This window comes from Oscillospiraceae bacterium, assembly GCA_035353335.1.
In the GTDB taxonomy this organism is placed as follows: Bacteria; Bacillota; Clostridia; order Oscillospirales; family JAKOTC01; genus DAOPZJ01.
On sequence record DAOPZJ010000119.1, the window covers coordinates 1 to 2263 of the forward strand.

General features: G+C 50.7%; 2 protein-coding genes. One reads left to right on the top strand and one right to left on the bottom strand.

Translation table 11 applies throughout. From position 1 onward, the window contains the following. Positions 1-31: 31 nt before the first annotated feature. Entirely contained in the window at positions 32-1282 is a 1251-nt protein-coding gene (locus tag PKH29_12840; GenBank protein ID HNX15726.1) for a DUF1015 domain-containing protein, read from the bottom strand. Between the two features lie 239 nt (positions 1283-1521). Here PKH29_12840 and PKH29_12845 point away from each other — a divergent pair. Beyond that, a partial coding sequence (locus PKH29_12845; GenBank protein ID HNX15727.1) for a hypothetical protein occupies positions 1522-2263 on the top strand: 742 nt, incomplete at its 3' end.

Genomic DNA, 2263 nt, shown 5'->3' on the forward strand with positions numbered 1-2263 from the left:
AATCGGATTTCGGGGGTTTTGAATATATCGTTTATAATATTTTATTCATGTAAAGTCCGGTAACCGGTTTCGGGAAAAACCAGGTGGATTTTTGCGGCATCTTTTCGCCGGCGCCCGCGACCGCTGTGATCTGGGCGACCTTGGTGCCGTTCATGAAAAAGCCCGCATTGTATTTGCCGCTTTTGACGCCCGCAATCAGATCTTCGGCGGATTTGGTGTAGTCGAGATTCCTTTGCGCCGCCATGTTTTCGCGATCGATGCCAATCGGCTCCAAAACGAGTTTATGTAACACCGAGACGTCAAGCGTGTCGAGCGGGTCGGTTGAATCAATCGGGTTAATAATAGTCATCAGATACCAATCGTCTCCTCCCGCATAAAACCCGAAGGCGTTCCGGTCGGCATGCTTCGCCAGTTCCGCTTCGGCAGTCTCCGGATGTTTCAATTTTGTGATCTCGAAATAGTTTGACCAGAGCTTTAAGAAAGCGGACGCATCGAAATGGGGCAGGGCGTGCAGCAGCCGGTAGATCGGCAGTACGGTCAGACCGGGGTCGTCGATGTCGCAAAGCAGCATCATCACGAAATTCGCCGGGTGGTCGCCCTCGACTTTCACACCGCTTTCGCGTAAATACCGGCGGAAATTGAGCGCGGTTTCGTAGCGGTGATGGCCGTCGGCGATGAAGAGCTTTTTGTTCTCAAACAATTTGCAAATCGGGAGGTATTTCTTACTGTCGGAAATGACCCAGAACCGGTGCAGGTCGCCCTCGGCAAAAAATTCCACCTCGGGTTTTTCGGTGAGCAGGCGTTCGGTGTGCGCGGCCAGCTCGCGAGTTTTGTCCTCAAACAGCGAGTAAACCGGGGAAAAACTGCAGCCGGTGACTTTCAACAATTCAAAACGATCAGCTTTGGGCCCCGAGAGCGTGTTTTCGTGCGGGATAATCACCCCTTCACTCTGCTCTGCAAGACCCACACGCGCCACATAGCCGCCGATGCGTCTGGTTTCGTCCTTTAAAATATAGGTCCGTTCATAATAATACAGGCAGGGCGTTTTTTCCTCGAAAAGCACGCCATCCGATAACATTCGGTCTAATGTTGTTTTAGCGGCTTCGTATTTATCGGAACCGACGGGCAGTTCCAAAACGATGGCATTATTCGAATTGATTTGGGCCAATTCCGCCCTTCGTTCTTCGCTGACCGCGTCATAGGGCGGGCAAACCAGGGTCCCGGGGTCTCCCGCTCTTTTATAATGGTATCTTAACGCCCTGAAAGGGATTACTTCAGCCATATCTGCACCTCCGTAAATATGCTGTATTATAACATAATTTGCGCTTGCAAAGCAAACAACCGAAAATCCGGTGTTACTTAATAGGATAATTTTTGTGATTTAGTCACATTTATGTTATTCCAAAGTCAAAAATGTAACCAAGATGTAACTTTCATATGATAGAATAATTTCAGAAACCGCAAGAGCGGTCTTATTATCGTAATAAAGGGTACATAATGATAGAAAGGTACGGTCGCCATATGAAAACACTTTCCAAAATCGGAGTTATTCTCCTTTCACTGATGCTCGTCTTTTCCTTTGCGACGATGGCTTTGAGCGCCGTGCCCGCAAACGGAAAACCCTCTTCGGAAACCTCTTCCGAGAGTTCGGCGACCGGCAGCGCGCCTTCGGTTCTCGACGACATCGTCTTCCTCGGAAAAACCGATAATCCCGATCCGGGCGAATATGGCGGAGCCGACATCGTCGTTTTCAAAAAAGGCGCCGATAAGTTTTTCATCTGCATTAACGCGTCGCTTCAAAGCGTTTTCAGCGGCGTCAGCACCGGCGATCTGGTTTTAAAACTTGCAAGTTTCGACCCGAGTTTAAACGGAGCTGCCGAAGTGTTATATTACACATCCGGAACTACGGGAAGTTATTATAACAGCCAGGAAAAAGTCACCGCGACTTTTACCTTTACCAGTAATGACGGCGATTTTACCATCTCGGTAGGTTCCATGAGCCATTTCGATCTCTTTGCATATGACCCGGGCGAGGAAAGCAGTGTTCCGAGCAGTACACCGAGCAGCAGCGAGGAAAGCAGTGTCCCGAGCAGCACACCGAGCAGCAGCGAGGAGAGCAGTGTCCCGAGCAGCGTTCCGAGCAGTGTCCCGAGCAGCGTTCCGAGCAGTGTCCCGAGCAGTGTCCCGAGCAGTGTCCCGAGCAGCGTTCCGAGCAGCGTTCCGAGCAGTGTCCCGAGCAGCGTCCCGAGCAGTGTCCCGAGCA